Consider the following 6,974-nt stretch of genomic DNA (forward strand, 5'->3'; position numbering starts at 1 on the left):
TATAGGTGGAGTTTAAAAATAAATAAAATGTATTGATTTTATTTTTAATATAACTTTAAGGAATTAAACTATTCGTTGCTCCTGAAATAGAAGCAAAAAAAGCGAGAAGCTGTCGCTTCTCGCCAAATCCAAGGTTAGGAGGGGTAGGATAAAATTGTTTGCCGGGCGACGCTTGTTGCGCCCGTAATATATTTACTCGCCGCTGTCGTTCGATTGCGGCTTGGTTGCGCCAAAAGCATGTTGTGCAAGCTGTGTGGCGGCGTTAATTAGGTAGATGGCGATCATTTTCAGACTCCCGTCACATCGAGTAACCGTTGAATGGCTGGCATTATTGTTATCGGTTGGGGATAATGAAAATGTATTGTTCTTATTTTTTAAATAACTGAAGGTTATTTATGGATCCGGTCACTCTTTCCCGCGTGGATCTTAACTTGCTGGTGTCTCTGCAAGTGCTGCTGGAGGAGCGCAATGTCACCCGCGCCGCTGCCCGGCTGTTTATTACCCAGCCGGCAATGAGTAAAACCCTGCAGCGCTTGCGCGACCTCTACCGTGACCCTCTGCTGGTACGCAGTGGTCGCGGCCTGGCGCCCACACCCAAGGCACAGGAGTTGCAGCGCCAGTTGCCAGAGGTGTTGGCGAGAGTCTCTGATCTGGTGCGCAACAAAGAAATCAGCCCTATGAAATTCACGGGCGAGGTTCGTATGGCGATGCCGGAATTTCTCGCTGTATTGATCGTTCCCCGGCTGGTACAGATTCTTAACCAGGAAGCGCCCAACCTTACCCTGGCGGTAGCCAGTGAGCTGGGTTCCTATGTGCAGGAGCTGGAAGAGGGTACGGTGGACTTTGCTATCGAACGTGAGGAAGAGTTGCCCTCCGATTTTGATTCCACGCCCTTGGGCGGCTTTACTCTGGCCTGCTGGATGCGCCGCGGTCACCCATTGGCGGATGACGAGCTTACCGTGGAGCGAATGCTGCGCTACAAGTGGGTGCACTATTACATGCTCAACACCGAATCCATTTCTTCCCGCTCTTCCACATTGTTCGACCAATGGTTGGCGCGCCAGGGCTACACAAGGGAAAAGCTGCTGGTGACCACCCAGCTGATGACTGCACTGGATACGGTTTACAACACCGACTGCCTGATGATCGGCAGCTTGCAGGATCTGGAAGTGGAAGGGGAATTTTACGATATTGTCCGCAAGCCGCTGCCGGAAAGCCTGCAAGTAGAACCGTTCTTTCCACTGGGCATTGTCAGCCACCGCCGCACCGCCACGTCACCCATGCACCGCTGGATTATCAACAAAACAGTACAAGTGGTTGACGATATGCGCAGTGAAAGAGCGCCAGATGAACAGCAGGAGTTGGTTCTTTAATCGGTTGCGCGTTACGGGTTTCGGGTTGCGCGAAGATCGGTAGAATTCTGTCATTCTGAGCGCAGGGAAGAATCTCACAGTTATCCGCTAGTATTGAGATACTTGTTCGCTGCGCTCAGGGTGACAAATACGCGCAAAACTGCTCGCAACCCGAAATGCGTAACCCGCAACTAAAGCCTATAACTCGTCTTGGTCATCGCCTTCGACACAGCCGTCATCACCGCTTTTACTGGCCCCGGAAACGCCAAGCCGCCTGCTTCCAGTGCCGCATGGGAATGGCGCGCCTCATCTTCCAGCATTTGATCCACTACCGCACGGCTTTTGGCGTCTTCAGCGGGCAATTGCTGCTGGTGACTTTCCAGGTGCTTGCACACCTGATCCTCCGTGGCGGCGACAAACCCCAGGCTGAGGCGGTCGCTGATCAGGCCAGCACCGGCGCCGATGGCGAATGACATGCCGTACCACAGGGGGTTGAGCACACTGGTGTGACTGTCCAGCTGATGCAGACGCTGTTCGCACCAGGCAAGGTGGTCAATTTCTTCATCCGCTGCATGCTCCATTTCTGCGCGCACTTCTGGCAATTTGGCGGTGAGCGCCTGGCCGCGATACAGCGCTTGAGCGCACACCTCTCCGGAGTGGTTTACCCGCATCAGCCCGGCGGCATGGCGACGTTGTTGCTCGCTCAACTCGCCCTCATCGCGAGCCTGTGCAGGCGATGGGCGTGTTGGCGTGGGCGCGCGGGCTGCCACCGTTCTCAATCCGGCATCAAATTCGGTCAATAGTTTGTCGAAAACAGTGAGTGTGCGCTGGCTCATGGCGTGTCCTGATGGTTGAAGCGGCATTGTAGCAAATACGGGGCTGGCTAACGGTCAAAAGCCCGGTAGAATTGATCTTCAGCAATCATGATTCACAATAACAACAACGGAGAGCGAGATGCAGGACGCCAACGACCTGGGGCTGGTCATCGATGCACACATTTCCCTGGTGGTACTGGAAACCCACGATGAGCGGCGGGCGATCGATCTGTTGCAGCGGGTGGCGCGCCAGCGGGATCTGCCTCTGTTCAGCTGGACGGTGACCGACGGTCTGCGCAACGCGGGTTTTGGTTTGCAGTTGCAGCAGAGTATTGCCCAGCACGCAGAGCCGGAGAAGATGCTCGAGTACCTGAAAAACCAGGCCGAGCCGGGCATTTATTGTCTGTGCGACTTTCACCCCTGGTTGGAAGATCACCCCAAAAACATTCGCCTGCTCAAGGACTACTGCTACCGCCACAGCGGATTGAAAAGTGCTGTTGTGTTACTCAGCCACCGTCTGACCTTGCCCGGTGAGCTGTCGCGCTTGTCGGCGCGCTTCTCCATGAGCCTGCCCAGTGAGGAACAGATTTCTACCTTGGTGCGTGAAGAAGCCGCCAACTGGTCGAAACGCAACAATTCCCGCAAGGTGAAAACCGACAACGCCACCCTCAAACAGCTGGTGGCCAATCTTAAAGGCCTGACACACTCCGAGGTGCGCCGCCTGGTGCGCGGTGCCATTGTTGACGACGGCGCCATCACCGAAGAGGACTTGCCGGAAATTAACAAAGCCAAATTCCAGCTGATGGATATGGACGGCGTACTCAGCTACGAATACCGCACCGAAAAATTCAGCGATGTGGCGGGCATGAATACCCTTAAGGAATGGCTCAACAAGCGTCGCGAAGTATTCCTGGGCGACCACGGCGATGTCGACCCGCCGCGAGGCATCTTGCTGACCGGTGTGCAGGGCGGCGGCAAAAGTCTGTCCGCCAAGGCGGTGGCGGGCGTGTGGGGTGTGCCTTTGCTGCGCTTGGATATGGCCGCCCTGTACAACAAGTACCACGGTGAAACCGAGCGCAATCTGCGGGAATCCCTGGCCATGGCGGAGCGCATGTCCCCCTGTGTGCTGTGGATTGACGAAATCGAAAAGGGTTTGGCCACCGACGGCAGTGACAGTGCCCTCTCGCAACGGGTGCTAGGTACCTTGCTCACCTGGATGGCAGAGCGCAGCCAGCCGGTGTTTATGGTGGCCACAGCCAATGATATTTCCAAGTTGCCACCGGAACTGGTGCGCAAGGGGCGCTTCGACGAATTGTTCTTTGTTGACCTGCCGGACTTGGCGACCCGCTGCGACATCTTTCGCATCCACCTGGACAAACGTTCACTCAGCAGCAACGATTTTGACCTGCAGCAGTTGGCCCAGGCCAGCGAAGGTTTTTCCGGTGCGGAAATCGAGCAAGTGGTTGTGGCGACGCTCTATTCCGCCAAGGCAGGTAACAGTGAGCCCGTCACTGCCGCTGTGCTCAATGAAATTCACAACACCGCGCCGCTGTCCCAGGTAATGGCAGAGCGAATTGCTGCATTGCGCGCCTGGGCCAGTGAGCGCGGCGTGGTGGCGGTGTAGGGTTAAGCCGTCATTGCGAGCGCAGCGTGGCGATCCAGTGACTTTAAAAAACCAAAGTCTTATAAGACGCTGGATTGCTTTGCTGCGCTCGCAATGACGATAACGTAATCATGGGTGATTCATGTCAAACACAAAATTCTCCCGCGTACTGGGTAATCGCGAAACCATAGCGCTGGCCTTTGGTGCCATGATCGGTTGGGGTTGGGTGGTGCTCGCTGGTGACTGGATTGCCGAGGCGGGTACGCTGGGTGCCATCAGTGCGTTTTTGGTTGGCGGTGCTCTGGTGGCGCTTATCGGTTTTACCTACGCTGAGCTCGCCTCCGCCATGCCTCAGGCTGGGGGCGAGCACGTCTACAGCCAGCGGGCGTTGGGTAAAGCGGGTTCCTTTGTGTGCACCTGGGCCATCGTGTTGGGGTATGTGTCGGTATCGGCGTTTGAGGCGGTGGCACTGCCAACGGTTATGGATTATCTGGCGCCGGGCTTTCAGTATTACTACCTGTGGACAGTGGCAGGTTGGGATGTGTACCTGAGCTGGGTGTTGATCGGCTCCCTGGGGGCAGTGGTAATCGCCGCAGTCAATATTCTCGGCGTACAGCCAGCGGCACGGGTGCAGCAGGCCATGTTGCTACTGTTGTTTGTGGGTGGTCTGCTGCTGATTATCGGCGCTTTTGCCAATGGCTCTCGCGACAACCTGCAGCCGCTGTTTGATAAAGGCCTGCCGGGGATTGCCGCGGTGGTGATGATGGTGCCCTTTATGCTGGTGGGGTTTGATGTGATCCCTCAGGCGGCTGAGGAAATCGACCTGCCACGTAAACGCATCGGCACCGTTCTGGTGGTTTCGGTGTTGATGGCTGTGGCCTGGTATGTGCTGATTATTATCGGTGCGGGCCTGGCGTTGGATGCTGACCAGCGAAGCGATGCCGACCTGGTGGTGGCCGAGTCGGCCAGCGGTCTGTGGAATGGCAGCTGGGCAGGCACTTTGCTGGTGGTGGCGGGCATTGGTGGCATTATCACCAGTTGGAATGCTTTTGTGATTGGCGGTAGCCGCGCCATTTACGCCATGGCCCACAGCGGCCAATTGCCAGCGTTTTTGGGGCGCCTTCACCCCCGTTACCACACGCCAGTAAATGCCATATTATTGATTGGCGCGCTCTCTGCGCTGGCGCCACTGCTGGGCCGCAAGGCACTGGTTTGGTTGGTGAATGCCGGTGGCTTGGGGATTGTGGTGGCTTACGGCTTTGTGGCGGTGTGTTTTCTGGTACTGCGCCAACGCGAACCGGGCATGGAGCGGCCATTCCGGGCCGGGCGCAGCCAGCTGACAGGCTGGTTGGCGCTGTTGGCCTCTGTGGGTTTGCTGATCCTTTATTTGCCCGGCAGCCCGTCGGCGCTGGTGTGGCCCCAAGAGTGGATAATCGTTATTGGTTGGGCATTGCTCGGCCTGATATTAGCAGCGCTGTCGCGCGTTCAACAAAAATAGGGGCTGGCTACCCGGCCTCGCTGATCACCATCAGGTAGTTTTGTGATGCCGGGGATGGTGATAACCTTACGCAGTTTGTGCCTATAGCGCGGCGAGCGTAGCCCCATAACGTAGCTCCATAACAACAATCGGAAACAAGATCATGCTTGAACGGGATAAAAACATCTCTACCGAACAAAAAGCCCTGTCCATCAATCTGGATGATCACAAGTACGGCACCATTGTCGAAATCGGCGCTGGCCAGGAGGTGGCGCGCCAGTTTTTCAAGGCCGGTGCGGCAGCGGGAACCATCGCTAAAACCAGCTCTGCCTACGACATGACGGTGAGTGATGCCATCTACGGTAAGGCGGGGCGCTATGTAAGCCGTGAGCGCGTACATCAGATGCTCAATCTGGAGTTTGACCTCTGTGTTAACCGTCTGGCAGAAGTTCGCCCACCCATGTCTACGTTTTTTTCCTACGCGGCCACAGTAACGGCGCGCAGTTTCAAAGGCGGCAACGAATGTCACGGCTGGATTGGTGTGCGTTTGCAATTGCGCCCCAAAGAAGAGCCCTGCGAAATTGTTTGCCACGTTCGTATGTTGGACAACACCAATGAGTTGCAGGCGGAGGCGCTGGGTATTCTCGGTGTTAACCTGATTTACGCCGCCTACAACTACAGCCACAAACCCAAATGGCTGATTGAATCCCTGCTGGACGGCATAGGCCAGGGTCGTATTGAGGTGGACCTGATTGATTTTGATGGCCCTGGTTTTTCTTATATCGACAGTCGCCTGGCCAATCTCTATTTGGTGAATTCCTGGTTGACCCGTGCCGTTCTGTTTGATGAAACCGGCACACCAGTGGTGCCCCGTGACTTCCTGTATAAAAAGCCGGTGGCGGTGATGCGCAGCTCTTTCCGTTTGCCGACTCTGGTGCACACTGATATGGAGCATGTGGGCACCCAGCATCTGGCGAAGAAAGCCGGCGTGGACCCAGAGCGAATAGTGCGCCTGGCCGAGGTCTCTATGTCCCAGGTGATGAGTGATGACAAACTGGATGATAGCGACTTCCTGCTGCGGGTTGAGTTGGCCAACGCCATGGGCTTGCCGGTGCTGTTGTCGGACTACGTGCGCTATTTCAGTTTGCGTTCCTGGTTCCGCCGTCATACCAAAGAAGCCATTGCCATCCTGATGAAAATCAGCGATGTGAAAAACTACTTGTTTGATCTGGATTTCTACGACGACCTGGAAGGTGGTGCTTTGGAGGGGCTGGGCAAGTTGTTTGCCGACAATACCAATGTCCTGGTCTATCCGGTGGAAAAAGACGGTGTGGTTACCACACTGTCTGATGTCCAGTTCGCTGACAAGCTGAAGTACGTCGCTCAGCAGGTAATTCACAACAAAAAACTGGTGGATGCGGAAGGTTATGACCCCAACCTATTGAGTATTTCTGCCAGAGAGTTGATCCCCACCATTAGCGATGGCCCCGGTGCTTGGGAGGCGGCGGTAGACCCCCGCGTTCTAGAGTTGATTAAACGCAAGGGGTTGCATGGGTATCCGGGGTAATATTGGTTGGCAATAAAAAAACCGGCGTATTTGGAGACTGTGTGAAAACGCAGTTCGAGCTGCCAAAATACCCGCATCGTCAGATGCGGGTATTTTTGTATGCGACACATCCAAGGTGAGAGCAGAACGCAGACCAGCCTGTTGCCAGCGAGCGTAGAGG

Annotated in this window: 5 protein-coding genes; 4 read left to right on the forward strand and 1 reads right to left on the reverse strand. The window is 55.6% G+C overall.

The annotated features are described in order from the left end of the window. Positions 1-395: 395 nt before the first annotated feature. Complete coding sequence (locus QSV34_RS04290; RefSeq protein WP_289152300.1) at positions 396-1,373, forward strand: LysR family transcriptional regulator; 978 nt, start codon at positions 396-398, stop codon at positions 1,371-1,373. A gap of 170 nt (positions 1,374-1,543) precedes the next feature. Here QSV34_RS04290 and coq7 read toward each other — a convergent pair whose 3' ends face one another. Further along, positions 1,544-2,188, reverse strand: a complete 645-nt coding sequence (gene coq7 / locus QSV34_RS04295) for a 2-polyprenyl-3-methyl-6-methoxy-1,4-benzoquinone monooxygenase (protein WP_289152302.1) — start codon at positions 2,186-2,188, stop codon at positions 1,544-1,546. A 118-nt stretch (positions 2,189-2,306) separates the two neighbouring features. On the opposite strand from coq7, the gene QSV34_RS04300 reads away from it, so the two are divergent. The 3 genes from QSV34_RS04300 (at position 2,307) to QSV34_RS04310 (ending at position 6,814) form a co-directional block, all read left to right on the forward strand. Beyond that, on the forward strand, positions 2,307-3,791 hold the full coding sequence (locus tag QSV34_RS04300) for an AAA family ATPase (RefSeq protein WP_289152304.1): 1,485 nt from the start codon (positions 2,307-2,309) through the stop codon (positions 3,789-3,791). Between the two features lie 121 nt (positions 3,792-3,912). Then, a complete protein-coding gene (locus tag QSV34_RS04305; protein WP_289152306.1) occupies positions 3,913-5,268 on the forward strand; it encodes an APC family permease in 1,356 nt (451 codons plus the stop codon). A 142-nt stretch (positions 5,269-5,410) separates the two neighbouring features. Continuing rightward, positions 5,411-6,814: a hypothetical protein gene (locus tag QSV34_RS04310; RefSeq protein ID WP_289152308.1), complete on the forward strand. Its 1,404-nt coding sequence runs from the start codon at positions 5,411-5,413 to the stop codon at positions 6,812-6,814. Positions 6,815-6,974 lie beyond the last annotated feature (160 nt).

The organism is Porticoccus sp. W117 (genome assembly GCF_030341905.1).
Lineage (GTDB): Bacteria > Pseudomonadota > Gammaproteobacteria > Pseudomonadales > Porticoccaceae > SCSIO-12696.